At 67.3% G+C, this 23,423-nt stretch carries 21 protein-coding genes; 10 read left to right on the forward strand and 11 right to left on the reverse strand.

Features of this window, described 5'->3' with window-relative positions:
• A partial coding sequence (locus tag LXM94_RS20945; RefSeq protein WP_235773407.1) for a GNAT family N-acetyltransferase occupies nucleotides 1-292 on the forward strand: 292 nt, incomplete at its 5' end.
• Between the two features lie 9 nt (nucleotides 293-301).
• Here the strand turns inward: LXM94_RS20945 and atzF are convergent.
• The 9 genes from atzF to LXM94_RS20990 are packed head-to-tail and all read right to left on the reverse strand — an operon-like array spanning nucleotide 302 to nucleotide 9,642.
• Entirely contained in the window at nucleotides 302-2,110 is a 1,809-nt protein-coding gene (gene atzF / locus LXM94_RS20950; RefSeq protein ID WP_235773408.1) for an allophanate hydrolase, read from the reverse strand.
• A gap of 22 nt (nucleotides 2,111-2,132) precedes the next feature.
• Nucleotides 2,133-2,474, reverse strand: a complete 342-nt coding sequence (locus tag LXM94_RS20955) for a cupin domain-containing protein (RefSeq protein WP_235773409.1) — start codon at nucleotides 2,472-2,474, stop codon at nucleotides 2,133-2,135.
• Nucleotides 2,467-3,135: a cysteine hydrolase family protein gene (locus LXM94_RS20960; RefSeq protein WP_235773410.1), complete on the reverse strand. Its 669-nt coding sequence runs from the start codon at nucleotides 3,133-3,135 to the stop codon at nucleotides 2,467-2,469. The genes LXM94_RS20955 and LXM94_RS20960 overlap by 8 nt, the downstream gene beginning before the upstream one ends.
• Entirely contained in the window at nucleotides 3,135-4,688 is a 1,554-nt protein-coding gene (locus LXM94_RS20965) for an ABC transporter ATP-binding protein (protein WP_235773411.1), read from the reverse strand. The genes LXM94_RS20960 and LXM94_RS20965 overlap by 1 nt, the downstream gene beginning before the upstream one ends.
• Entirely contained in the window at nucleotides 4,685-5,386 is a 702-nt protein-coding gene (gene biuH, locus LXM94_RS20970) for a biuret amidohydrolase (RefSeq protein ID WP_235773412.1), read from the reverse strand. The genes LXM94_RS20965 and biuH overlap by 4 nt, the downstream gene beginning before the upstream one ends.
• Before the next feature lie 10 nt (nucleotides 5,387-5,396).
• Nucleotides 5,397-6,413 (reverse strand): formamidase, encoded by a 1,017-nt coding sequence (locus LXM94_RS20975; RefSeq protein ID WP_235773413.1) that lies wholly within the window; start codon nucleotides 6,411-6,413, stop codon nucleotides 5,397-5,399.
• A gap of 19 nt (nucleotides 6,414-6,432) precedes the next feature.
• Entirely contained in the window at nucleotides 6,433-7,356 is a 924-nt protein-coding gene (locus tag LXM94_RS20980; protein WP_408015673.1) for an ABC transporter permease, read from the reverse strand.
• Nucleotides 7,353-8,480, reverse strand: coding sequence for an ABC transporter permease (locus tag LXM94_RS20985; RefSeq protein ID WP_235773414.1), 1,128 nt, complete (start codon nucleotides 8,478-8,480; stop codon nucleotides 7,353-7,355). The genes LXM94_RS20980 and LXM94_RS20985 overlap by 4 nt, the downstream gene beginning before the upstream one ends.
• 19 nt (nucleotides 8,481-8,499) lie before the next feature.
• On the reverse strand, nucleotides 8,500-9,642 hold the full coding sequence (locus LXM94_RS20990; protein WP_235773415.1) for a BMP family ABC transporter substrate-binding protein: 1,143 nt from the start codon (nucleotides 9,640-9,642) through the stop codon (nucleotides 8,500-8,502).
• Between the two features lie 393 nt (nucleotides 9,643-10,035).
• Between LXM94_RS20990 and LXM94_RS20995 the strand changes: the two genes are divergently transcribed.
• Complete coding sequence (locus LXM94_RS20995) at nucleotides 10,036-10,656, forward strand: GntR family transcriptional regulator (protein WP_235773426.1); 621 nt, start codon at nucleotides 10,036-10,038, stop codon at nucleotides 10,654-10,656.
• A gap of 27 nt (nucleotides 10,657-10,683) precedes the next feature.
• Here the strand turns inward: LXM94_RS20995 and LXM94_RS21000 are convergent, their stop codons facing one another.
• Both LXM94_RS21000 and LXM94_RS21005 read right to left on the reverse strand, forming a co-directional pair.
• Nucleotides 10,684-11,163: a class I SAM-dependent methyltransferase gene (locus tag LXM94_RS21000; protein ID WP_235773416.1), complete on the reverse strand. Its 480-nt coding sequence runs from the start codon at nucleotides 11,161-11,163 to the stop codon at nucleotides 10,684-10,686.
• A gap of 40 nt (nucleotides 11,164-11,203) precedes the next feature.
• Complete coding sequence (locus tag LXM94_RS21005; RefSeq protein WP_235773417.1) at nucleotides 11,204-12,547, reverse strand: nucleotide sugar dehydrogenase; 1,344 nt, start codon at nucleotides 12,545-12,547, stop codon at nucleotides 11,204-11,206.
• A 212-nt stretch (nucleotides 12,548-12,759) separates the two neighbouring features.
• Between LXM94_RS21005 and LXM94_RS21010 the strand changes: the two genes are divergently transcribed.
• The 8 genes from LXM94_RS21010 to LXM94_RS21045 form a co-directional block, all read left to right on the forward strand.
• Entirely contained in the window at nucleotides 12,760-14,127 is a 1,368-nt protein-coding gene (locus LXM94_RS21010; RefSeq protein WP_235773418.1) for an adenylate/guanylate cyclase domain-containing protein, read from the forward strand.
• A 142-nt stretch (nucleotides 14,128-14,269) separates the two neighbouring features.
• Nucleotides 14,270-16,162, forward strand: coding sequence for an ABC transporter ATP-binding protein (locus LXM94_RS21015; protein WP_235773419.1), 1,893 nt, complete (start codon nucleotides 14,270-14,272; stop codon nucleotides 16,160-16,162).
• A complete protein-coding gene (locus LXM94_RS21020) occupies nucleotides 16,159-18,060 on the forward strand; it encodes an ABC transporter substrate-binding protein (protein ID WP_235773420.1) in 1,902 nt (633 codons plus the stop codon). The genes LXM94_RS21015 and LXM94_RS21020 overlap by 4 nt, the downstream gene beginning before the upstream one ends.
• 2 nt (nucleotides 18,061-18,062) lie before the next feature.
• Nucleotides 18,063-19,061 carry an ABC transporter permease gene (locus tag LXM94_RS21025; protein ID WP_235773421.1) on the forward strand — a complete coding sequence of 333 codons (999 nt, stop codon included), beginning with the start codon at nucleotides 18,063-18,065 and terminating at the stop codon, nucleotides 19,059-19,061.
• On the forward strand, nucleotides 19,058-20,233 hold the full coding sequence (locus LXM94_RS21030) for an ABC transporter permease (RefSeq protein WP_235773422.1): 1,176 nt from the start codon (nucleotides 19,058-19,060) through the stop codon (nucleotides 20,231-20,233). Before LXM94_RS21025 ends, LXM94_RS21030 begins: the two co-directional genes overlap by 4 nt.
• Before the next feature lie 71 nt (nucleotides 20,234-20,304).
• A complete protein-coding gene (locus LXM94_RS21035) occupies nucleotides 20,305-21,516 on the forward strand; it encodes a glycosyltransferase family protein (protein WP_235773423.1) in 1,212 nt (403 codons plus the stop codon).
• Nucleotides 21,517-21,523: 7 nt separating this feature from the next.
• The gene (locus LXM94_RS21040; protein WP_235773424.1) at nucleotides 21,524-22,762 is read left to right on the forward strand and encodes a glycosyltransferase; all 1,239 of its coding nucleotides are present in this window, start codon (nucleotides 21,524-21,526) and stop codon (nucleotides 22,760-22,762) included.
• Nucleotides 22,759-23,423, forward strand: a 665-nt coding sequence (locus LXM94_RS21045; RefSeq protein WP_408015674.1) for a glycosyltransferase family protein, incomplete at its 3' end; no start/stop codon positions are given. The genes LXM94_RS21040 and LXM94_RS21045, both read left to right, overlap by 4 nt.

Below are 23,423 nucleotides of genomic sequence, written 5' to 3' on the forward strand. Positions count from 1 at the left end.
GCGCGTGGCGGTCGACGAGGGGGGCATGGCGGGGTTCGCCGTCCACCATCACCACGATTCGACCTGGGTGATGACGCCCGACTGTTACCTGGAGGACCTGTTCCTCGCCGAGCGCGCCCGCGGCAGGGGCATCGGCCGGGCGCTGATCGACGACCTGGTGGCGATCTGCCGGGTGCGCGGCTGGTCGCGGCTCTACTGGCACACCAACCGCGACAATGCCCGGGCGCGAAAGCTCTATGACAGCTATGCGCAGGAGGACGGCCACGTGCGCTACCGGCTGAAGCTCGGCTGAGCGCGGCTCTCAGGCCGCCGAGCCCTGCCGGTAGGCGCGCCAGCCGCGATAGGCGGTGATGTCGCTGGCACCGGCAAGCGCTGCGGCCTCCGCCAGGAAACCCTTCGCGGACGTGCCGTCCGCAAGCGCGATCGTGCCGATGCCGAGGGGCGCCGGGATCGCATCCACGAAGCGGCCGAAGGCGGCCGGCTCCAGCCGCCAGACCTCGACCTCGATCTCCGCGCCCCGGCCGGGCTCGGTGCGGACCAGGCCGGGCTTCGGCGGCACCGTGCCGGCGAGCGCATAGAGCCGGTAGCAGTCCGCCGTGCGTGCGGCGCGGCCGAAGCGGGCGCCGAGTGCGCGGAGCTGGCCGTTGAGCGGCATGCCCGCCAGATGCGCGCCGACGACGACGAGATCGATCAGCCCGTCGTCCCGACCGGCGGACGCGGCCTCGACGGCCGCCGGCTGCGCCCAGCCGGTGGCACCGAGGGGAAGCCCGGTGCGGCGATGGACCGCGGCGGCGAGCGAGGCGGCAAGTCCGTCGCGGCCGGCCGGTGCGAGCAGCGTGACGCTTGCCGGCAGGCCGTCTGAACGCGTGCCTGTCGGCACCGCGATGCCGCAGAGATCGAGCAGGTTGACGAAATTGGTGTAGGTGCCGAGGCGGGAATTCTCGCGGATCGGCTCGGCGGCGAGATCGGCCACGGTGTAGTGCCTGGGCGCGGTCGGCACGCAGATGAGGTCCACCGAGGCGATCAGCGGCGCCACCTGCCGCTTCAGCGCCTGCAGGGCGTAGAGACCCTTGAAGGCGTCGGCGGCGGTGAGGCTCTTCGCCCCGCCGTAGATCGTTCGCGTCACCGGGTGGAGGCTCTCCGCGTGCGCATCGAAGAAGGCGCTGATCGCGGCATAGCGCTCGGCCACCCAGGCACCCTCGTAGAGCAGGTTGGCGGTCGCGTAGAAATCGCCGAAGGGCAGCTCGACGAGCCGGTGACCCTCCGCCGAAAGGGCCGAAAGCGCGTCCTCGTAGGCGGCCTGCATCGCGGCATCGCCGAAGAACTGCCGGTCGGCCGGGGCCGGCACGCCGATCGACAGCACGGGCGGCAGCACGCCGTAGCCGGTGGCCGGCATCGGCCGCGAATAGGCGTCCGTCTCGTCGGGCCTGGCCGCGACCGAAAAGACCCGCCAGGCGTCGTCGACGGTCAGCGCGAAGACGGAGACGCAGTCGAGCGTGCGGCAGGCGGGAATGACGCCGGTGGCGGACAGCGCGCCGGCGCTCGGCTTGAGGCCGACGATGTTGTTGAGGCCGGCCGGGATGCGGCCGGAGCCGGCGGTATCGGTGCCGAGCGCGAAGGAGACGATGCCGCGCGCCGTGGCGACCGCCGAGCCGGAGGAGGAGCCGCCGGGCACCAGCGTCGGGTCGATGGCGTTGCGCGGCACCGGATAGGGCGTGCGCACGCCGACGAGGCCGGTGGCGAACTGGTCGAGATTGGTCTTGCCGACGACGAGCGCGCCGGCCGCCTTCAGCAGGCCGACGACGGTGGCGTCGTTGGCCGGAAGATAGGCGTAGTCCGGGCAGGCGGCGGTGGTCGGCATGCCGGCGACGTCGATATTGTCCTTGACGGCGAAGGGAATGCCCCAGAGCGGCCTTTCGGCGGGATCGAAAGAGCCGAGCGCCGCCGCCTGCTGCATCAGCGTTTCCCGCTCGGCGAGATGCAGGAAGATGCCCGGATCGCCGGCCGCCGCGAGACGGGCGAAGACCAGGTCGATCACCGCCTCCACCGTCAGTCCGTTCGCATAGGCCGCGTGCAGCGACGCGATGTCGAAGGGCTGGTTCATGCTCATGTCTTGCTCCGCATCAGGATCGTCACTCGAAGATGGTCACCGGCCGGTCCCACTGGATGAGCACGACGCAGCCCGTGTCGCTCCAGACGGAATGCTCCGTGCCGGCGGCGTTCACGATATAGGTTCCGGCGCCGTAGTCGCCGGTCTCGTCGGACTGGGTGCCATGCAGCACGAGGATCGTCTCCAGCCCCTCGTGGCGATGGCGCGGCACGACCGCGCCCGCCTCGTATTTCAGCAGCGCCACGCCCGGCTGGTCGCCCTCGAAGGGCTTGATCCAGTGCAGCGTCACGCCGTCGCGGAAGGGGCCGAAAGCGAGGTCCTTCCAGCCGCCGCCAGCGAGGTTTTCGCGCGTCGTCTCAGGCATCGGCGATCGCCTCCAGCACGGCATCGAGCCTCGCCGTCCAGCCGACGATCGCGCCCTGCGCGCGGATCATCGCGATGGCGGCCGCCTTGAACTCGGGAAAGTAGCTCTCCGTCGCCTCCTCGACCAGCAGGCATTCGTAGCCCCGGTCGTTCGCCTCGCGCATCGTCGTCTGCACGCAGACCTCCGTCGTCACGCCGGCAAAGACCAGTTGCGCGATGCCCTTGTCCTTCAGGATGTCGCCGAGCGGCGTCGCGTAGAAGGCGCCCTTGCCGGGCTTCTCGATGACGATCTCGCCATCGACCGGTGCAAGCTCGGGCAGGATCGCGGTGCCCGGTTCGCCGGCGATCAGGATGCGGCCCATCGGGCCATCGTCGCCGATCCGGAGCGCCGGCGCGCCGCGGTCGCGTTTTGCCGGCGGCAGGTCGGAGAGGTCCGGCCGGTGGCACTCCATCGTGTGGATCACCGGCAGGCCGGCCGCGCGAAAGCCCTCGATCAGCCGCTTCACGTCCGGCACGATCCGTGTGACGCGGCTGACGTCGTTGCCGAGGCTCGCGCCGAAGCCGCCTTCCTCGGCGAAGTCGCGCTGCATGTCGATGACGACGAGCGCCACGGCGTCTCTCCGGAGCGGAAAGGCGAAGGGTTCTGCCTTGAGTTCCGCCATCAGTGATGCCCCGCCATATGGGCGCCGATGACGGATATGTCCGCCTCGCGCGCCGGCGTCTCGTAGACGAGCCTACCGTCCGACATGACCATGATCCGGTCGGACATCTCCATCAGCTCGTCGAGGTCCTCCGACATCAGCAGCACGGCCGTGCCGGCATTGCGCGCCTTCATGATGCGGGCGCGGATTTCGGCGACGGCGGAGAAGTCGAGGCCGAAGCAGGGGTTGGAGACGATCAGCAGGTCGACCGCCCCCGTCAGTTCGCGCGCCAGCACCGCGCGCTGCACGTTGCCGCCGGAAAGCGCGGCGATCGGCGAGGCGGGGGAGGCGGTCTTCACCTTGAAATCGGCGATCAGCGATCCGGCGCGCTTCTTCATGCCGCGCCCGTCGAGCCAGATCGCCTCCGAGCCGTCCTTCGCCACGTCGAAGGTGCGGAAGGCGAGGTTTTCCGTCACCGTCATGCGCGGCGCGCAGGCGTTCGCCAGCGGTTCCTCCGGAATGAAGCGCACGTTGTTGGCCCGCGTTTCCGGCCGCGTCGCGCCATAGGCCTTGCCCTTGACGGTCACCTTGCCGGTCTCGGCGGGCCGCTGGCCGGCCAGCACCTCGGCGAGTTCCTTCTGGCCGTTGCCGGAAATGCCGGCGATGCCGACGATCTCGCCGGAGCGCACCACGAGGTTGTCGATGTCGATCGTCTTGAGGCCGGTGCGGTCCGGCGCCCTGACCTTGCTGACGGCAAGCACCGGCCTTGCGTCGTCGGGAACCGGCAGGCGGGTGTCGAGCTCGGCGAGCTTGACGTCACCGATCATCATCGCCGCCATGTCGGCGGTCGAAAGCTCGGAGACCTTGCCGGTGCCGGTCAGCCTGCCGCGCCGCAGCACCGAGACCGCATCGGCGAATTTCGTCACCTCGTGGAACTTGTGGCTGATCATCAGCACGGTCAGTTCACCGCGCTCCGTCATGCCGCGCACCAGGCCGAGCATCTCGTCGGCCTCGGCCGGCGTCAGCACCGAGGTCGGCTCGTCGAGCACCAGGAAGCGGCGGCCGAGATAGAGCTGCTTGACGATCTCCAGCTTCTGCTTTTCGCCGGCGGCAAGCTCGCTGACGGGCCTTTCGAGCGGGATGGTGAAGGGCATCGTCTCCATGAAGGCGGCGAGCGCCTTCTTCTCCTTCGCCCAGTTGATGACGGCGGGCACGTCGGTGCGGTTGATGACGAGGTTTTCCGCGCCCGTCAGCGACGGCACGAGCGTGAAATGCTGGTAGACCATGCCGAGGCCGAGGGTCGCCGCGTCGCGCGGCGAGGCGATCGCCACCTCGCGGTCGTCGACCTGAAGCTGGCCGGACGTCTGGTGGTAGAAGCCCATGATGCACTTGACGAGCGTCGACTTGCCGGCGCCGTTCTCGCCGAGCAGCGCATGGAAGGAGCCGGCCGGCACCCTGATCGAGACGTGGTCCAGCGCCGTGAAGGCGCCGAAGCGCATGGTCATGTCCACCGTCTCGATGCCGACGGCGGGAACGGCCTTTGCCGGCGGAATTTCACCGATCAGCTTGTTCATGGCAGTTGGCTCACGAAGGTCGCGGAACTGGAGACGGAGCCGAAGACGCCGCCCTGCATCTTCACCATCTTGATCGCGGCGAGGTGATTGCCGTGGTCGGTCGCGCCGCAGCAGTCTTCCAGCAGCAGGCACTCGAAGCCGCGGTCGTTCGCCTCGCGCATGGTGGTCGAGACGCAGACGTCGGTGGTGATGCCGGTGAGCACGATGTTCTCGATGCGCTTCTGGTTGAGGATCAGCTCGAGGTCGGTGGCGCAGAAGGAGCCCTTGCCCGGCTTGTCGATGATCGTCTCGCCTGCGAGCGGATAGAGCTCCGGAATGATGTCCCAGCCGGGTTCGCCGCGCACCAGGATGCGGCCGCATGGGCCGGAATCGCCGATGCCGGCGCCGATGCGCTGCGAGCGCCAGCGCTTGTTGGCGGGAAGGTCGGCCAGATCCGGGCGATGGCCCTCGCGGGTGTGGATGATGTGATAGCCCTTGGCGCGCATGGCGGTCAGCACCGTCTTGATCGGTTCGATCGGCGCCTGCACCAGCGAGAGATCATAGCCCATGTGGTCGACATAGCCGCCCTTGCCGCAGAAGTCGGTCTGCATGTCGATGATGATCAGCGCCGTATTATCGGGGCGCAAGTCTCCGTTGTACGGCCAGGGATAGGGGTCGGCGTCAATAAAATGGCCCGTGCTTTCCACCATCGCATCCATCGTCCCGCTCCTATTCGCCCGCAAGCCTGAAGGTTTCGCCAAAGCGCCTCGTCGGCCTGTCGAAGCCGCAGGAGGTGCCGTCCGTGACCTTGACCGCGTCTTCCCAGGGCAGCCGGTAGCGGCCCGCGACGAGGTCGTGCATGTAGCTGTAGGGCGCGTCGCCCGCGCCGCCTTCGACCGCGACATAGCCGCGATGGCCGAACTGGTAGATGTTGTTCTCGACGCCCCAGCCGAGCCGCGCCTCGCGCACGAGATCCGGCCGGACCTCCGCCGTGATGATCTCGTTGACCCGGCCGCTCGTGCCATGCGCGATGATGGTGCCGTCGAAATTGCAGATCATGCCTTCGCCCATCGAATCGAAGGTGCCGTCCGTGCCGCACATGCAGACATTCGCCGTCACCATCAGGTTGCAGAAGGCATTCGACTGGTTGGTGAAGCGCCAGGACTCGCGGATCGGTGCCGTGTAGCCGGCGGTGCGGATCATGATCTCGGCACCCTTGTAGGCGCATTCGCGCGCCATCTCGGGGAACATGCCGTCATGGCAGATGATGAGCGCGAGCTTCGCGCCCTTCGGCCCGTCGATGACCGGAATGCCGAGGTCGCCCGGCTCCCACGGCTCGACCGGCACCCAGGGATGCATCTTGCGGTAATAGAGCTTCAGCTCGCCCCGGTCGTCGATGACGATGCCGGAATTGTAGGGCATGCCGCCGGGGTTGAACTCCATGAGGGAGAAGCAGCCCCAGATGCAGTTGTCCCGGCAGGCCGCCTTGAAGGCCGCGACCTCCGGCCCGTCGAGCCGGCACATGATCTCCGGATTGGTGTCCATCGAGAGCCCGTGCAGGGCGTATTCCGGGAAGACGACGAGGTCCATGCCCGGCTGGTTGCGCCGCGCCTTGCCGACGAGGTCGACGATCGTTCGCGTCTGTCGCGCGAGATCCTCTTTCGTCACCGTGTTCGGAAGCTGGAGCTGGACGAGACCGATGCCGACGCCGTGCTCCGACTTGTTGAGTCCGCCGAGACCGTTCATGGTTTTGGTCCTTTCGTTCTCACTTGGTGATCGACAGCGCGCCCGGCGCCCCGGCGAGCGAGCGGGTGGGTGAGGAGGTGGCGACCAGGATCGCCAGCGTCAGCACGTAGGGGGCGGCATAGAAGAGGTAGTAGCCCTGCGTGACGCCGACGGATTGAAGTGCCGGGCCGAGTGCGCCGGCGCCGCCGAAGAGCAGGGCCGCGAGGAAGCAGCCGATCGGGTTCCAGCGCGCGAAGATGACAAGCGCGACGGCCATCAGGCCCTGACCCGACGAGATGCCCTCGTTCCACGAGCCCGGATAGAAGAGCGACAGATAGGCGCCGCCGACCGCCGCCAGCGAGCCGCCGACCGCCGTTGCCAGCAGCCGCACCGTGTCCGGGTTCAGGCCCATCGCGCGGGCGGCATCCGAACTGTCGCCGACGACGCGCAGGATGAGGCCGATCCGCGTGTTGCGGAAGGCCCACCAGAGGAAGACGGCGAGCGCCGCGCCGATCAGGAACAGCGCGTTGATGTTGAGCGCCGACTGCACCTGCGGAATGTCCGACCAGCCGCCGAAGGGGATGGAGGGGAGCTTTGGCGCGGAGGGCTGGATGAAGGGTTTGCCGAGGAAGAAGGCGAGCCCGAGGCCGAACTGCATCATGGCGATGCCGATCGCGATGTCGTTGACCTTGGGAAACTTGCAGATCCAGCCGTGGATGAGGCCGAAGACGGCGCCGGCTGCCATCGCCGCCAAAACGCCGAGCCAGGGCGACAGCGTCATCACCGCGACGCCGTAGGCGGTCATCGCGCCGAAGACCAGCGTGCCTTCCAGGCCGAGATTGATGCGGCCGGAGCGCTCGGTGATCGCCTCGCCGAGCGAGACGAAGATGAAGGGCGTGGAGACGCGGATGGCGCCGGCGAGGATGGCGAGCGGCACGCCCCAGAGACCGATGTCCTCCATCATGCGCTCCTTTTCCAGAGATCGGGGTTGAAGACGCGGAAGCGGCCGTAGAGTGTCTCGCAGAACAGGATGACGACGAAGAGCGTGCCCTGCAGCACGAGCACCGTCGCATCCGGCAGGCCCATGCGCCGCTGGATGAGGCCGCCCGACGCGTCGATGCCACCGAGCAGGATGGCGACGGGAATGATCGCCAGCGGATTGTGGCGGGCGAGGAAGGCGACGAGGATGCCGGTATAGCCGTAGCCGGCGGCAAGCGAGGCATTGGCGCTGCCCTGCACGGCGGCGACCTCGATCATGCCCGCAAGCCCGGCAAAGGCGCCGGCGATCGCCGTGAAGCCGACGATGAGGCGGCCGACCGGAAGGCCCTGGATCTGCGCGGCGCGGACATTGCCGCCGGCGACGCGCGCGGCGAAGCCGAAGCTCGTCCACTCGATCAGCACATAGGAGACGATGCAGGCGACGACGCCGACGACGAGGCCCCAGTGCACGTCCATGCCGGGGATGTTGCCGAGCATGTAGTCCGGCGGCAGCGGCGCCGTGGACGGCTTGTTGAGGCTTGCGGGATCGCGCAGCGGCCCCTCGATCAGGTGGTTCATCAGGGCGATGGCGATATAGGCAAGCAGCAGCGAGGCGATGGTCTCGTTGACGCCGCGATAGTGGCGCAGCAGGCCGGAGAGCCCGATCCAGAGGCCGCCGACCGCCATGCCGGCGAGGGCCATGAAGAGCCAGGTCAGCGCCGGGGGTGCGATGCCGACCAGCGGCAGCGCCATGGCGGCGCCGGCGACACCGCCCAGCACGACCGCCCCTTCGGCGCCGATCACCACCAGCCCGAGCCGCGCGGGGAGCGCGACGCAGAGCGCGGTGAGCAGCAGCGGTGCCGCCCGGCTCAGCGAGTTCTGGATCGAGAACCAGCTTCCGAAGCCCCCGGCATACATGATCTGGAAGAGCTGGACCGGCGACTTGCCGAGGATCGCGATGAACAGCGAGAAGAGCGCCAGGCCGACGAGGATCGCAAAGAGCGCGATCGCCAGCGGCTCGGCGCGCCGTGCCAGCCATTCGAGGAGGGGCCGGAACTGTCCGGCCCTCTCCGCAAGCGGCGTGACGGGCATGTTGGCTTCGATCGTCATGATCCTGCCGCTCCCGGGTTCAAGAGGTCGAGCCGACGACGCCTTCGACGAGGTAGCTCATGCTTTCGAGCTCGATCGCGTCCTCGGCGAGCGCAGTGCCCTCCGGGACGACGACGGTGCCCTTGTTGTCCTTGAGGCCGTTCTTGTAGATCGAGTAGCCGCCGGCCATCATCTCGGCGAGCGTCGCGTCGAACGCCTTGCGGCCTTCCTCCGGCACGGCCGGCCCGAGCGGGCTCATCTTGACGAAGCCGTCCTTCAGGCCGCCGCGCACGAAATTGCCGAGTGCCTCGCCGGCCTGCGCCTTCTTGACGAAGTCGGAATAGACGTTGCCCCAGGCCCATTCGGCGCCGGTGAGGTACTTTTCCGGCGCCAGCGGGCTCTGGTTGGCATGGTAGCCGCAGACGAAGGCGCCGCGGCCGGCGGCGGTCTCGACGACGACCTTCGGGCTGTCCACATGGCAGGTGATGACGTCGGCGCCCTGATCGACAAGCGCGTTGGTCGCCTCCGCCTCCTTGACGGCGAGCGACCATTCGCCGGTGAAGATCACCTGGCAGGTGATCGCCGGATCGACCGAGCGCGCGCCGAGCAGGAAGGAATTGATGTTCTGCAGCACCTGCGGGATCGGCTTGGCGGCGACGAAGCCGATCTTCTTGCTCTTCGAGGCATAGGCGGCGGCGATGCCGTTCAGATACTGCCCCTGGCCGATATAGCCGAAATAGGAGCCGGTGTTCTCCGGATGCGTGCCCTCGGTCCACAGCCCGCCGCAGTGGCGGAACTGGATGTCCGGATACTTCTTCGCCATCTCCAGCATGTGGGGGTCGAAATAGCCGAAGGAGGTCGGGAAAACGAGCGTCGCGCCGTCGAGATTGATCATCGATTCCATCGTCTTCTGGACATCGACGGTCTCCGGCACGTTTTCTTCCTCGACGACCGTGACGCCGGCCATCTCTTTCAGCATCGCCGCGCCCTCGGCATGGGCCTGGTTGTAGCCGTAGTCGTCCTTGGGGCCGACATAGACGAAGCCGACGGTGAGCGCCGCCTGCGCCATGGCGGGCGAGAGCAGGCCGGTCGGCGCAAGGCCGACGACGGCCGCGCCGGTGGCGGAGGCCTTGAGGAAGCTGCGGCGGGAAAAGGTGGCGGACGGGGAAAGGAGTTTGGTCATCGGATGCTCCTTGCGGCGGCGGACGCCGGGTTCGAAACGGGTACATGAAACTGTATGCAATCGCCATGCCAGAAATCTTGTCGTTGAAATAGCTTAGAAATTTTAGATCAGACATCACTGATAGATAAAACTGCATGCAGTTTGATCGTTATTTTGCATAAAAATCATGCTTTATGGAAAACAGGCATAAAATTTCACCGGCGCAGAGGTCGAACAGCATGTCCGATGCCGGCCGGATTTGGAAAAACTGTGAATGATTTTCGTCGTTTAAGCTTGCCGTTTGACACTGTTGCGGCGAACGGGCATCTGTATGCAGGTTGCTGAAAAGAGTCGCGCGTGACGGAAAAGAAGAAACGAAAGGATGTGATCCGGGCCGGAACGACCGTCGAGCAGATGGTCCGGGCGGTTGCCGACCTGATCGTGACGGGCCAGATGCAGCCCGGCGAGAGGCTGGACGAACTGTCGCTCGCCGCCCGCTTCGACGTGTCGCGCACGCCGGTGCGCGAGGCGCTGCGCCAGCTCTGCGCCATGGGCCTCGTCGGCCGGCAGCCGAACCGCAGCGCCGTCGTCACCAACGTCACCGACAGCCATCTGTCCGTGATGTTCGAGGCGATGGCCGAACTCGAGCGCATCTGCGCCCGCCTGTCGGCGGAACGCATGACGGTGGAGGAGCGCCGCGGCCTGGATCTCATGCACCGCGCGTCGATGCGCCTCGTGCATGCGGGCGACCAGGAGGCCTACGCGGCCCACAACATGGACTTTCACACGCGGCTCTACCGCGGCGCGCACAACGACCACATCTTCGAGATGGTGACGCAGACCCGGGCGCGGCTCGCGCCGTTCCGCCACGCGCAGTTCCGGCTCGCCGGGCGGCTTGCGAAATCCTATGCCGAACACCAGGAGATCGTCACGGCGATCCTGCGCGCCGACGCGGAGGGTGCGGCCCGCGCCGCCTATGCCCATGTCTCGATCGTCAGCGAGGCGAGCACCGTCTTCGCCGCCGACCATCGATAGGGCCGGACCGGTATCGGCCGGGCCGCGTCAGGCCTTTCGATAGAGGAAGTAGCGCCCGTCCTCGACGGCAGCCGGCAGCGGCAGCGGCGCAAGCGACGGCTCGTCGAGCGGCAGGCCGCTGACGGCGAGCCCGGCCGGTGCGAGCATCGCCGCCACCATCTGCGGCAGCCAGGTGAGCGTCACCGCATCCTTCTCGTCGTAACCGGTGCCGATATCCGCATGGACGAGCGCCGCGCCGCAGCCGGCGAAGCCGGCGCCGGTCTCGCGGATCTCGCCGATCACCAGATCCTCGTCCGGCGGCACCGAAGAGCCGTGGGCGGCGAGCGCCCGGTCGAAGGCGACAATGCGCCGCCCCGGGAATTTTTCCCGGAGATGGTTGAAGGTCCGGCCGTTGCCGAGGCCGATCTCCAGCACCGGCCCGCCCGGCAGGGCGATCGCGTCGGCGACGTGGTTCAGGATATCGCGCTGGGCGCTGAGGCGGCGGATGAAGCTGTCGAGGCGACTCATGGCGGGAGGGGGTCCGTCGTGGAAGTGGCGTTCGGCCCGGTCAGGCCTTGACGATGGTGTCGGCGGTGATGGCGTGGCGGGCGAAGACGTTGCGCGTGTCGACCACCAGCTTGGCGTGCGCGGCGATCGCCGCGTAGTCGATGCCGTCGTGGTCGGTCGCGATCAGCACGGCATCGTAGGCGGCGATCGCCGCCGGGGCGAGCGGCACGGAGCGCCGGCCCTTCAGCGCGGCATGTTCGCGCGTCGCCGGGATCTCGCCCACGAACGGATCGTGGAAATCCGCCGCGCCGCCGCGCTCCTCGACGAGCTCGATGAGTTTCAGCGACGGGCTTTCGCGGATGTCCGGCACGTTCTTCTTGTAGGCAAGCCCGATCACCAGCACCTTTGAACGGCTGAGCGCCTGGCCCCGCATGCGGTCGAGCGCCTCGGCGAGCCGGCCGACGACGTGGCGGGGCATGGCCGAATTGATCTCGCCGGCAAGCTCGATGAAGCGGGTCGGCAGGTCGAATTCGCGCGACTTCCAGGTGAGGTAGAAGGGATCGATCGGGATGCAGTGGCCGCCGAGACCGGGGCCGGGATAGAAGGGCATGTAGCCGAAGGGCTTCGTCCTGGCCGCCTCGATCACCTCCCAGATGTCGATGCCCATCGCCTCGTAGACGACCTTCAGTTCGTTGACGAGCGCGATATTGACGGCCCGGAAGACGTTTTCGGTGAGCTTCACCGCCTCCGCCGTCGCATTGCCCGAGACCGGCACGACGGTCCTGACGACGGCGCCGTAGAAGGCGGCCATCAGCCGGGCGGCATCCGGCCCGTCGCCCGCCACGACCTTCGGGATGGTGGAGGTCTCGAAGTGCCGGTTGCCGGGATCCTCGCGCTCCGGCGAATAGCCGATGAAGACGTCGCGGCCGGAGACGAAACCCGCTGCCTCGAGGATCGGCTTGACCACCTCGTCGGTCGTGCCGGGATAGGTGGTCGATTCGAGCACGACGAGCTGGCCGGGCCGCATGTGCGCCGCGATGGTCTTCGCCGTGCCGATGACGAAGGAGAGGTCCGGGTCGCGGTGGCGGGTCAGCGGCGTCGGCACACAGACGACGACGACGTCGCAGGCGGCGAGCGCGGCGAAATCCGCCGTCGCGGCGAAGAGGCGGCGCTCCAGCCGGTCGGCGAGCACCGCATCCGGCACCGCCTCGATATAGGAGCGCCCGGCGTTCAGCGCCGCCGGCTTCGCGACGTCGATGTCGAAGCCGGTCACCGGAAAGCCGGCGGTCGCGACCGCCATGGCGAGCGGCAGGCCGACATAGCCGAGCCCGATGACGCCGACGCGGGCCGTGCGTGACTCGATCGATTTTTCCAGGGTTGCGAGGGAAAAGAGAGGGCTCGTCATGCGGTGGAACAACCGTCCTTCTTAACCGCCGCCCGGGGGAGGGTTCGGCGGCCGCTCCGGCGGGCGGAGCATTTTGTCTGCGCGGAAACTGGTAATGGGTCGCGAAGCACTTATATTGTTTTTGGCTTCGGCGTCCAATGCATACGGCGCCGAAACCCGTTTATGCCGGCCCCCGCGTCGGCCCTTTTCATTTGCAGCAGATGGACCGAGCGATGAACGCAGCGCGTGCCGATGTGTCGAGTACCCTTCTCGATCGGGTGTCTTCCTGGCTGAAGCAGGCGGCACTGAATGGCGAAAGCCTCGAATATCTCGTCTCGGGTTTCTGCGAGCGGCTCGCCGCCGCGGGCCTGCCGCTCGTGCGCGTGCACCTGAGCTTCTCGATGCTGCATCCGCTCTACGATGCGCTCGGCTTCACGTGGCTGCGCGGGCAGGGCGTCACGATGGAGGGCTTCAGGGCGCAGAGCGAGGACAGCGAGCCGTCGCGCTTCCTGCTCAGCCCCTATTACCACCTGCTCAGCAACAATCTCGATCACCTGCGGCGGCGGATCGATCCCGCCGCGCCGTCCGAGTTCCCGGTGTTCGACGACCTGAAGGCGCTGGGCGCCACGGACTATCTCGCCTTCGTCCAGTCCTTCGGCGAGGAGGCGGGCCAGGGCATGGTGGGCTCCTGGTCGACCGACGCCGCCGAAGGGTTCAGCGACAATGTGATCGATGCCCTGCTGCGCATCCAGAACAGCCTGGCGGTCGCCGCCAAGATGGCGGTCCTCGGCAAGCTCGCGGGCAACATGCTGATGACCTATCTCGGCGGCAATGCCGGGCAGCGCGTGCTGTCGGGGCAGATCCGGCGCGGCGACGGCGAGACGATCCGCGCCGCCCTCGTCATGGCCGACATGCGCCAGTCGACGCTGCTTGCGGAGCGCGAGGGCCGGCAGGCCTATATCGACACGCTGAACGAGTTCTTCGACGCGATCGCGACGCCGTTCAACCGCAATGGCGGCGAGATCCTGAGCTTCGTCGGCGACGGCTTTCTCGCCGTCTATCCCTGCGGGCGCCACCGCGAGCCGTCGCAGGTCGCCGCCCGCGCCGCCATGACGGCCGTCCGCCAGGCCGCGGCGCGCATGCGCGAGCTCAACCGCGGCCGGAAGGGCCGCAGGCTCGGCGAAATCCGCTACGGCATCGGCCTGCACATGGGCAACGTGATGTTCGGCAATGTGGGCCTCAAGGACAGGCTGACCTTCTCCGCCTTCGGCGCGGCGGTCAACGAGGTGCAGCGCCTGCAGGTGCTGACCAAGAAGTACAACAAGCCGATCATCGCGAGCCAGTCCTTCTCCACCTATTCCGGCGGCGAATGGTCGACGCTGGGCGAGGAGAAGCTGCGCGGTGTCGGCCAGAAGTTCACCGTGATGCAGCCGCTGGAAGCCAACATGCGGCTCGAGGCGACGGAAATGCTCGACAACCGCAGCATGGACCGGCATTCGACGGCCGAGCAGGTGATGCTGCTCTACCGCAACGCCCAGCGGCCGAGGCTGCATCTCGTCGACCGCCTCCGCCCCGAGCAGCAGCAGGCGGAGACCGGCTGAAGAAGGCCTGTTCAGGCCGACCCGGAATGCGTCGCGACGGGCCCCGCGCGGGCCCGCCGATAGCCATGGACACTCCCCAATCGCTGAGCTAGTCTGCCGCGCAAAAGCCAAGAGGGCTCAGGAATAAGGGGAACTTCCCGGCATGACCTCAGGGAAGGATTTGCTGCGGATCGAGGGGCTGGACGTCTCGTTCGCATTGCTGGGGGGCCGGGTGGACGCTGTCAGAGGCGCCAGCCTGCGCGTGCTGCCGGGCAGGGTAACCGCGCTCGTCGGCGAGTCCGGCTCGGGCAAATCCGTCATCAGCCAGGCTGTGATGGGTATCCTGCCAAGCATCGCGACGGCATCCGGCCGTATCCTGTTCGACGACCCGCTGGCCGCCGGCCCGCCGGTGGACCTCGCCAAGCTTCCGACCGACGGCCCGGCGATCCGCGCCTTGCGCGGCCGCCGCATGGCCACGATCTTCCAGGAGCCGATGACGTCGCTGTCGCCGCTCCACACGATCGGCAACCAGATCGGCGAGGTCCTCAAGGTGCATGAGGGTGCATCCGCCGCCGAACAGCGCGCGCGTACGATCGAGATGCTCGGGCTCGTGGGTTTTCCCGACCCGGCGCGCGCCCACGACATGTATCCGTTCGAACTGTCCGGCGGCATGCGGCAGCGTGCGATGATCGCCATGGCGCTCATCTGTCGGCCGGCGCTCCTCATCGCAGACGAACCCACGACCGCGCTCGACGTGACGATCCAGGCGCAGATCCTGAAGCTCCTGCGGGAGCTGCAGGAAAAGCTCAATATGGCGATGCTGCTGATCACCCACGATCTCGGCGTGGTGGCGAACGTCGCCGACGAGGTGGTGGTGATCTATCACGGCCGCATCATGGAGGCGGGCACCGTCGAGGACATCTTCCGGCGACCGACCCATGCCTATCTGAAGGGCCTGATGCACGCCGTGCCGCATTTCGACATGAAGCCGGGCGAACGGCTGAAGGCGCTGCGCGAGGTGCCGGTCAAGGCGAGCGCGCTGCTCGGCCGGCAGAACGCGCCCGCGGGCGACGATGCCGGCATCCTGCTCTCGGTGCGCAATCTCGAGAAATCCTTCACGACCCGCCGTTCCGGCTTCTTCCAGAAGGCGGAGGCGACGGCCGTCAAGGCGGTGAACGATGTCAGCTTCGATATCCGCCGCGGCGAATGCCTGGGCCTCGTCGGCGAGAGCGGCTGCGGCAAGACGACGGTCAGCAAGATGCTGATGCGCGCGGTGACGCCGGATTCGGGTTCGATCACGTTCAACGGCGGCGCCGGGCAGATCGACGTGCTTTCCGCCAGGGGACGGGAACTCAAGAACCTGCGCACCAAGATCCAGATGGTGTTCCAGGATCCCGTCTCCTCGCTCTCGCCGCGCATGACGGTGCAGAACATCCTGACGGAGCCGCTGGAAATCCACGAGCGCGGTTCGGCGAAGAGCCGGCGCGAGATGGCGGCGAGGCTGATGGAGGTGATCGGTCTCGACAGACACTACCTGAGCCGTTATCCGCACAGCTTTTCCGGCGGCCAGCGCCAGCGCATCGGCATCGCGCGCGCCCTTGCCCTCGGTCCCGACCTCCTCATCTGCGACGAGCCGGTCTCGGCACTCGACGTTTCGGTGCAGGCGCAGATCCTGAACCTGCTGAAGGACCTGCAGGCCGATCTCGGGCTGACCTATCTTTTCATCTCGCACAATCTGGCGGTCGTCGACTACATGGCCGACAGGATCGCCGTCATGTGCGGCGGCCGCATCGTCGAGCTTGCGCCGCGCGAGACGCTGATGCAGGCGCCGGTGCATCCCTATACCCGTTCGCTTCTTGCCGCCGTGCCGTTCCCGGACCTCGACCGTCCGCTCGACTTTCCGTCCCTCAAGAACCGCGGTGCCGCCGACATGACGGGCTGGGACCATCAGTTCCGCGAGGAACCGGGCGAGGAGGCGCTCGCCGCGGCCGATCTCGGCGCCGGCCACCTCGTTCTTGCCCGCCGCACCGCGGATATCCGGGAGTTGCGGCCGTGATCACGCGCAGGACAGCCCTCGGACTTCTCGCCTCGACGCTGTTGCCTGCCGCCGCGCGCGGCGGGGCCGTCGAACCGGCATTCCTCGCGCCGCTGCTCAAGGCGGCGCAGCTTCCGGCCATGAAGGATCGCCTGCCGAAGACGCCGCGCGTCATCGATCTCGCCGCCGGCGGCCAGAAGCCCGGCCGCTACGGCGGCAGCGTGCGCATGCTGATCGGCGGCCAGCGCGACATCCGCCACATGACGATCTTCGGCTATACGCGCCTCGTCGGCTACGACACCGACCTCGAGCTTCATGCGGACGTCGCCGAGAGCTTCGAGCAGGTCGACGACCGCATCTACACCTTCCGGCTGCGCGAGGGCCATCGCTGGTCGGACGGACACTATCTGACGTCCGAGGATTTCCGCTACTACTGGGAGGACGTGCTCCTCAACAAGGAACTGAAGCGCGGCGGCCTGCCGGTCGAGCTTCTCTCGCAGGGCAAACCGCCGCATTTCGAAGTGATCGACAAATATACCGTGCGGTATTCCTGGGAAACGCCGAAGCCCGAATTCCTGCCGCGACTCGCCGGTCCGCAGCCCCTGGTGCTGATGCTGCCCGCCCATTACATGAAGCAGTTCCACGCCAAGTATCAGGACAATATCCGGCTTTCCGCGCTGGTCCGGCAGGAGCGCGTCGAGGACTGGACGGACCTGCATACCAAGATGTCGCGCACCTACCGGCCGGAAAATCCCGACCTTCCGACGCTGGATCCCTGGCGCAACACCATTTCGCCGCCGGCCGCCCAGTTCGTCTTCGAACGCAATCCCTACTATCACCGCGTCGACGAGAACGGCCTGCAGCTGCCCTATATCGACCGCTTCGTGCTGAATGTCAGCTCGCCCGACATCATTCCGGCCAAGACGGGCGCGGGCGAGGTGGACCTGCAGTTCGTCGGCCTCGACTTCATCGACTTCACCTTCCTGAAGGATGCGGAGAAGCGCTATCCCATGAAGGTCGACCTGTGGAAGAAGACGCAGGGCTCGCGGCTCGCGATCCTGCCCAATCTCAACTGCCGCGACACGGTCTGGCGCACGCTCTTCCAGGATGTGCGCATGCGCCGGGCGCTGTCGATCGCCATCGACCGCCGCGAGATCAACATGGCCGCCTTCTTCGGCCTCGGCACGCCGAGCGCCGACACGGTGTTGCCGGAAAGCCCGCTCTACAAGGCCGACTATGCCGAGGCCTGGGCGAAGCACGATCCCGACAGGGCGAATGCGCTGCTCGACGAGATCGGGCTCGTCGAGCGCGACAGCGACGGCATCCGGCTGCTGCCGGACGGCCGCAGCGCCAAGATCATCATCGAGACGACCGGCGAGAGCAATCTGGAGACGGACGTGCTGGAGCTGGTGACCGACCACTGGCGCAAGATCGGCATCGCGCTCTTCATCCGCACCTCGCAGCGGGACGTCTTCCGCAGCCGGGCGATCTCCGGCGAGGTCACGATGTCGCTGTGGTTCGGGCTGGACAACGGCGTGCCGACCTCGGACATGTCGCCGAAGCCGCTGGCGCCGACGGCCGAGGACCAGCTGCAATGGCCGATCTGGGGCGCGCATTACCTGTCCGGCGGCAGCACCGGCGAAGCGCCGACGCTGCCCGAGGTCAAGCGGCTCGTCGCCCTTCTCGACGAATGGCAGATTTCGGCCACCCGCCAGGAGCGGCGCGCCATCTGGGGCGAGATGCTCGCCATCCACGCCGACCAGGTCTATTCCATCGGCATCGTCAACGGCACGCTGCAGCCGGTCGTCCGGTCGGCGCGGCTGGAGAACGTTCCGGACAAGGGACTCTTCGGCTTCGATCCCACCTGCTATCTCGGCGTCTACAAGCCTGACACCTTCTGGTACGTGGAGGAAGCCTGACCATGCTGCGCTACATCGTCTGGCGGACCGCCGCCATGATCCCCACGCTCCTGCTCATCTCCGCGCTCGTCTTCAGCATCATCGAACTTCCGCCCGGCGACTATTTCGAAAGCTACGTCGCGGAACTGCGCGCCATGGGCGAGGCGGCCGACATGGCCGAGATCGAGGCGCTGCGCGAGCGCTACGGGTTCGACCAGCCGGCGCCGATCCGCTATTTCCACTGGCTCGGCGGCATGCTGACCGGCGATTTCGGCTATTCCTTCGAGTACCGCCTGCCGGTCAGCGACGTCGTCGGCGACCGGCTCTGGCTCACCATGCTCGTCTCCTTCGTGACGATCATGGTCACCTGGGTCATCGCCTTCCCGATCGGCATCTACTCGGCGACCCACCAGTATTCCTGGGGTGACTACGGCCTTACCTTCGTCGGGCTGATCGGCATCGCCATCCCCAACTTCATGCTGGCGCTGATCCTCATGTATTTCGCCAATATCTGGTTCGGCACCTCGATCGGCCACCTGATGGACCAGGAGTATCTCGGCCAGTCGATGAGCTGGGCGAAGGCCAAGTCCATCCTCGAGCATCTGTGGATTCCCGTGCTGATCATCGGCACGGCCGGCACGGCCGGCATGATCCGGCGGCTGCGGGCCAACCTTCTCGACGAGCTCCAGAAGCAGTATGTGGTGACGGCGCGGGCGAAGGGCCTGCCCCCGTTCCGCGCCCTCGTCAAATACCCGCTGCGCATGTCTCTCAACTTCTTCATCTCCGACATCGGCTCCATCCTGCCGGCCATCATTTCCGGCGCCGAGATCACGGCGATCGTGCTCTCGCTCGAGACGACCGGCCCGATGCTGATCAAGGCGCTGCAGAGCCAGGACATGTACCTTGCCGGATCGTTCCTGATGTTCCTCGCCTTCCTGACGGTGATCGGCGTACTGGTCTCCGACATCGCCCTCGCCATCCTCGATCCGCGCATCCGGCTTCAAGGCGGGAGTACCAAGTGACGTCACCCATTCCCGAGCCCGGTGCGCCGCTCTCCCATTTCGTATCGCAGGAACCCTTCGACCCCCAGTCCGTGGAGCGGATGACGGAGGGGCAGTCGCGCGTCTACCGTGCCTCCCAGATGAAGCTCATGTGGTGGAAGTTCAAGCGGCACAAGCTTGCGCTCATCTCCGGCATCTTCATCCTCGCCATGTATGCGATGATCGTCATCGCCGAGTTCCTGGCGCCCTACGGCCTTCACACCCGCAACGTCGACTACATCCACGCGCCGCCGCAGCCCGTGCACCTCTTCGACGACGGGCAGTTCGTCGGCCCCTTCGTCTACGGGCGCGACATGACGCTCGACATGGAGACGTTGCGCCGCGTCTATACCGACGACCCGACGGACGTGCAGCGGCTGCGCTTCTTCTGCAGCGGCGACTCCTATCGCTTCTGGGGGCTGTTCGACGCGGACCTGCATTTCGTCTGCCCGGCGGAGGGTGGTGAACTCTACCTGCTCGGCACGGACCGCCTCGGGCGCGACGTGCTGTCGCGGATCATCTACGGCGCGCGCATCTCGCTGACGATCGGGCTCTTCGGCATCATCGTCAGTTTCGTGCTCGGCATTGTGATCGGCGGGCTGGCAGGTTATCACGGCGGCACGTTTGACCTGATTGTGCAGCGCGTCATAGAAGTATTGCAGTCGATCCCGAGCATTCCGCTCTGGATGGCGCTCGCCGCCATCATGCCCGTCACCTGGAGTCCGATTCTGGTCTATCTCGGCATAACCCTCATTCTCGGCCTGCTCGACTGGACCGGCCTTGCCCGCGCGGTCCGCTCGAAGCTGCTTGCGCTGCGCGAGGAGGACTACGTGCTGGCGGCCCAGCTGATGGGTGCGAGGCCGCGGCGGATCATCGGGCGGCACCTGGTGCCGGGCTTCATGTCGCATCTCATCGCCACCGCGACGATCTCCATTCCCGGCATGATCCTCGGCGAAACGGCGCTGAGCTTCCTCGGCCTCGGGCTGCGCGCGCCGATCACCAGCTGGGGCATTCTTCTGACCGAGGCGCGCAGCGTCAGCGTCATCGCCTTCTATCCGTGGCTGCTGTTTCCGACCGTTCCGGTCATCCTGGTCATCCTGGCGTTCAACTTTCTGGGCGACGGTCTGCGTGATGCGGCCGATCCCTACAAATAGGTGGAATTGGCAATGGTGGGGCGCGAATCCCTTCGGCGTGCTCGGCACCGCTTTGGCAAGAGGTCGAGACCATGACGCGACGCCACGAGGATGCGCGCATCCTGATGTACAGCCACGACACGTTCGGCCTCGGTCACCTGCGCCGATGCCGCGCCATCGCGCATTCGCTGGTCGAGGATTTCCGCGGCCTGCAGATTCTCATCATCTCGGGCGCGACGATCGCCGGTGCCTTCGATTACCGCGCGCGCGTCGATTTCGTGAAGATCCCGAGCGTCATCAAGCTGCGCAACGGCGAATACACGTCGATGGACCGGCATATCGACCTCCACGATACGCTGAAGATGCGCCGCTCCATCATCCGCCACACGGCGGAGACCTTCCAGCCGGACATCTTCATCGTCGACAAGGAGCCGCTCGGGCTGCGCGGCGAGGTGGAGGAGACGCTCGCCTATCTGAAGACGCGCGGCACCAGCCTCGTGCTGGGCCTGCGCGAGGTCATGGACGCACCGCACCTGCTCGACGCGGAGTGGAAGCGCAGCGACACGATGCGCAAGATCGCCCAGCTCTACGACGACATCTGGGTCTACGGTCCGCCGGATTTCTACGATCCGCTCGGCGGGCTGGACGTGCCGGTGGCGGTCCGTTCCAAGATGAATTTCGTCGGTTTCCTGCATCGCGGCGTCGCGCAGGACGAGATGCACGGCCACAAGCCGCGGGAGGACTATATCCTGGTGACGACCGGCGGCGGCGGCGACGGCTCGGATCTCATCCACGACGTGATCCATGCCTACCAGCAGGATTCGGGCCTCATCCACAAGGCGCTGATCGTGCTCGGCCCCTACATGCCCGCCCGGCAGCGCGACAAGCTGATGCGCAAGGGCGCGAAGATCCCGCAGATCGAGATCATCGAGTTCGACAATCGCATGGAGGAACTCATCGCGCGCGCCAAGGGGGTGGTGGCGATGGGCGGCTACAACACCTATTGCGAGATCCTTTCCTTCGACAAGCCGGCGCTGATCGTGCCGCGCGTCGCACCGCGCGAGGAGCAGCTCATCCGCGCCAAGCGGGCGAGCGCGCTCGGGCTGATCGACATGCTGCTGCCGGAGGAGGCGGAGGATCCGCTGCGCTTCGCCGCGGCGCTGAAGGCACTGCCGGAACGGCCGCGTCCGTCGCAGAGCCAGTCGGCGATGCGGCTCGAGGGGTTGCCGCACATTTCCGACCTCGTGGGGCAGCTGCTCGACTCGGGTGCGGTCGGCGAGGTCGCAGCCCTGAAAGGGCGATAGGCCAGGCATGCGTAAGACCGTCATCGTTCTGAAGGGCTATCCGCGCCTGTCGGAGACCTTCATCGCGCAGGAAATCCTCGGCCTCGAGCGCGCCGGTTTCGAGCTTGCGCTGGTCGCCATGCGCCGGCCGACCGACGACCGGCGCCATCCGGTGCATGACGAGATCCGCGCGCCGGTGAGCTACCTGCCGGAATATCTTCACGAGGAGCCGCTGCGGGTGCTGAAAGCGCTGCTGGCCGGCCTGCCGAAGCGGGCTTTCTGGCGCGCCGCGGCGGATTTCCTCCGCGATTTCCGCAAGGACCCGACCCGCAACCGGGTGCGCCGGTTCGGCCAGGCGGCGGTCCTCGCGGCCGAATGGCCGGACGGCGCGCGCTGGCTGCATGCGCATTTCATCCACACGCCCGCATCCGTCACCGCCTATGCCAGCACGATGACCGGCATCCCGTGGACCTGCTCGGCCCATGCCAAGGACATCTGGACCTCGCCGGACTGGGATCTCGCCGGCAAGCTGCGGCGGACCCGCTGGGCGGTCACCTGCAATCTGCCGGGCTTCGACCGCCTGCGCATGCTGGCCGACGGCCGCGACCACGTGCACCTGAGCTATCACGGCCTCGACCTCGCCCGTTTCGCGCCCTTCGCCGGCACGCATTCCATGCGGGACGGAACCGACGCGGCCGACCCGGTGCGCATCGTCAGTGTCGGGCGGGCCGTCGAGAAGAAGGGATTCGACATCCTGCTCAAGGCGCTCGCCCTGCTGCCGCGGGAGCTCTGCTGGCGCTTCGAGCATATCGGCGGCGGCGAGAAGCTGGCCGCGCTTCAGGCGCAGGCGGCGGCTCTCGGCATCGCGGACCGCGTGACTTGGAGGGGCGCGCTCGATCAGACGGATGTTCTGGCACAGTACCGAAGCGCCGACATCTTCGCGCTGTCGTGCCGCGTCACCGCGGACGGCGACCGGGACGGATTGCCGAACGTGCTGGTCGAGGCGTCGAGCCAGCGCCTGCCGTGCGTCTCGACCGAGGTTTCGGGCGTGCCCGACCTGCTGCGCGACGGCGAAAACGGACTGCTCGTTGCGCCGGAGGACGCCGGGGCGCTTGCGGCGGCGCTGGCCCGCGCGATTGGCGATCCGGCGCTGCGCCATCGCCTGGGCGACGCGGCCGAGCGACGCGTGCGCAGCGAGTTCGACCACCACACCTCGATCGCCCAGTTGAAGACGCTGTTCGAAAACGTCTGGCGGACGGCGGCATGAGCCGGCCGTCGGCCGGGATGCCGCGCGTCCTCTTCTACGTGCAGCACCTGCTCGGCATCGGCCATCTGGCGCGCGCGAGCCGCATCGCCGATGCACTGGCGAATGCCGGCATGCCGACGACCGTCGTCACCGGCGGCGCGCCGATCGACGGCTTTCCGGGGTCGCGGGTCGGCCACGTCGCCCTGCCGCCGGTGCTGTCCGGCGACGCCGGCTTCTCCGGGCTGGTCGACATCGACGGGCGGCCGGTCGACGCGGCCTTCGAGGCACGGCGGCGCGATCTCCTGCTCGGCGCGTTCCGCGACGTCGAGCCCGACATCCTCATGATCGAGGCGTTTCCCTTCGGCCGGCGGCAGGTGCGCTTCGAGCTTTTGCCGCTGCTCGAAGCGGCCCGGGCGCGGCGCCCGAAGCCCGCTGTCGTCACGTCGGTCCGGGACATCCTGCAGGCCCGCACCAAGCCCGGCCGCGACGAGGAAAGCGTCACGCTCGTCCGCGATCATTTCGACCACGTGCTCGTGCACGGTGATCCGGGATTCGTCCGGCTGGAGGAGACATTCCGCCTGACCTCCGACATCCAGGACCGGGTGATCTACACGGGGCTCGTCGCGCCGCCGCTGCCGCCGTTGCCTGCGGAGCGCTTCGACGTGGTCGTTTCGGCCGGCGG

Source organism: Rhizobium alarense (assembly GCF_021555155.1).
GTDB lineage: Bacteria > Pseudomonadota > Alphaproteobacteria > Rhizobiales > Rhizobiaceae > Rhizobium_D > Rhizobium_D alarense.

What these genes read in the sequence shown, in the direction of transcription:
- atzF (WP_235773408.1), bottom strand. Translation starts at nt 2,110, where the DNA reads ATGAGCATGAACCAGCCCTTCGACATCGCGTCGCTGCACGCGGCCTAT.
- LXM94_RS20955 (WP_235773409.1), bottom strand. Translation starts at nt 2,474, where the DNA reads ATGCCTGAGACGACGCGCGAAAACCTCGCTGGCGGCGGCTGGAAGGAC.
- LXM94_RS20960 (WP_235773410.1), bottom strand. Translation starts at nt 3,135, where the DNA reads ATGGCGGAACTCAAGGCAGAACCCTTCGCCTTTCCGCTCCGGAGAGAC.
- LXM94_RS20965 (WP_235773411.1), bottom strand. Translation starts at nt 4,688, where the DNA reads ATGAACAAGCTGATCGGTGAAATTCCGCCGGCAAAGGCCGTTCCCGCC.
- biuH (WP_235773412.1), bottom strand. Translation starts at nt 5,386, where the DNA reads ATGGATGCGATGGTGGAAAGCACGGGCCATTTTATTGACGCCGACCCC.
- LXM94_RS20975 (WP_235773413.1), bottom strand. Translation starts at nt 6,413, where the DNA reads ATGAACGGTCTCGGCGGACTCAACAAGTCGGAGCACGGCGTCGGCATC.
- LXM94_RS20980 (WP_408015673.1), bottom strand. Translation starts at nt 7,356, where the DNA reads ATGATGGAGGACATCGGTCTCTGGGGCGTGCCGCTCGCCATCCTCGCC.
- LXM94_RS20985 (WP_235773414.1), bottom strand. Translation starts at nt 8,480, where the DNA reads ATGACGATCGAAGCCAACATGCCCGTCACGCCGCTTGCGGAGAGGGCC.
- LXM94_RS20990 (WP_235773415.1), bottom strand. Translation starts at nt 9,642, where the DNA reads ATGACCAAACTCCTTTCCCCGTCCGCCACCTTTTCCCGCCGCAGCTTC.
- LXM94_RS20995 (WP_235773426.1), top strand. Translation starts at nt 10,036, where the DNA reads ATGGTCCGGGCGGTTGCCGACCTGATCGTGACGGGCCAGATGCAGCCC.
- LXM94_RS21000 (WP_235773416.1), bottom strand. Translation starts at nt 11,163, where the DNA reads ATGAGTCGCCTCGACAGCTTCATCCGCCGCCTCAGCGCCCAGCGCGAT.
- LXM94_RS21005 (WP_235773417.1), bottom strand. Translation starts at nt 12,547, where the DNA reads ATGACGAGCCCTCTCTTTTCCCTCGCAACCCTGGAAAAATCGATCGAG.
- LXM94_RS21010 (WP_235773418.1), top strand. Translation starts at nt 12,760, where the DNA reads ATGAACGCAGCGCGTGCCGATGTGTCGAGTACCCTTCTCGATCGGGTG.
- LXM94_RS21015 (WP_235773419.1), top strand. Translation starts at nt 14,270, where the DNA reads ATGACCTCAGGGAAGGATTTGCTGCGGATCGAGGGGCTGGACGTCTCG.
- LXM94_RS21025 (WP_235773421.1), top strand. Translation starts at nt 18,063, where the DNA reads ATGCTGCGCTACATCGTCTGGCGGACCGCCGCCATGATCCCCACGCTC.
- LXM94_RS21035 (WP_235773423.1), top strand. Translation starts at nt 20,305, where the DNA reads ATGACGCGACGCCACGAGGATGCGCGCATCCTGATGTACAGCCACGAC.
- LXM94_RS21040 (WP_235773424.1), top strand. Translation starts at nt 21,524, where the DNA reads ATGCGTAAGACCGTCATCGTTCTGAAGGGCTATCCGCGCCTGTCGGAG.